The sequence below is a fragment of the Streptomyces phytophilus genome (assembly GCF_013870535.1).
GTDB classification, from domain to species: domain Bacteria; phylum Actinomycetota; class Actinomycetes; order Streptomycetales; family Streptomycetaceae; genus Streptomyces; species Streptomyces phytophilus.
The window spans coordinates 1-1,111 of the sequence record NZ_JACBXC010001651.1 but is presented as its reverse complement, the minus strand read 5'-3'; the positions used below and the strand labels follow the sequence as shown (position 1 = coordinate 1,111).

At 72.5% G+C, this 1,111-nt stretch carries 2 protein-coding genes; both read right to left on the bottom strand.

Annotated features, from left to right (window positions below; genetic code table 11):
• Positions 1 to 247 (bottom strand): SCO5717 family growth-regulating ATPase (locus H5J30_RS34955; RefSeq protein ID WP_181791820.1); only part of this gene is annotated, 247 nt, incomplete at its 3' end.
• 198 nt (positions 248 to 445) lie between these two features.
• Positions 446 to 1,111: outer membrane protein assembly factor BamB family protein (locus H5J30_RS34950; protein WP_181791819.1), on the bottom strand; the 666-nt coding region annotated here is incomplete at its 5' end.

The window sequence follows — 1,111 nt, the reverse complement described above, 5'->3', positions numbered from 1 at the left end:
GCCCCGGGGCGGGCGCGTGGGCGGCCGTGAAGCCGTTGGGCAACGGGGGCATCGCCGAGCCGGAGTGGGACGAGCCGGTGCCCGCCTCCTCGTCGTGACTGGTGCTCGGCGGCGGCACCCCCTGCGTGTACCAGGCGGTGGGCGCCGGGCTGGTGGTGAACTCGCCCGTGCCCTCCGGCTCCGTAGCGGACCGCTCGACATCGGGGCTGGTCCGGCCCGCGCCGTTCTCGTCCCGATCGCTGCTCACTGTGCCTCCCGAATCCCCTCGCATCACGGCGGTCGTGCCGGCGCATGCCCGGTGCCGTGTGCCTCTCCACCCTAAGGGGAGGACGGAGCGCGCCGGCAGGCCGGACTGTCGCAATCGGCAACGGATGTGTCACCGTTCAGAACACCCGCCCCGCGGCGGGCGCGGCGCACCCGTCCGGGCCGTGCGCCCGACGGCCTGTCAGAACACCGGGTTTGCGGTCAGCGACCCCGTGTAGAGGATGAACACCCGGTTGTTCGCGGCGGCCATGGTCCAGTCGTCCCGCTCCCGCGAGGTGCGCCGGTCGTCCCACGCCTTCCGGCCCTTGCCGATGTCGTAGACCCTCAGGGCGTCGGGATCGCCCTTCGACGTCGTACCGCACCACAGCGAGTTCCCCTGGACCACCGGCGGGTACTTCAGCGCGACGGTCGACGCCTCCTCCGTCCACTCGGTGTCCCGCGTCTTCGCGTTCATGGCGGTCAGCGTCGAGTCGTTCACGGCGTAGAGCACGTTCCCGTCCAGCGCCGGCGCGGACCAGATGTAGTCGCCCTTCGGCTCCTCGTTCCACTCCGGCTCCCCGTCGCCCGTCAGGGCGTACGCCGTCAGCCCGTCCCCGCCCGCGTACAGGAAGCCCCCGCCGATCGCGCACGGCAGCGCGTAGGAGCTGCGCTGCGGGGTGTCCCACACCTTCTTGCCGTCCTGGGTGTCGACCACCGCGATCCTGCCGTCCGAACCCGAGACCACCAGCAGGCCGTCGGCCGTCGTGGCCCACGCGGGCTTGCCGACCGTCGACTTGACCGGCAGCTCGACCGTCCACCGCTCCTTGCCGCCGGTGCCGACCGCCCGCAACTCGCCGTCCTTCGTCGT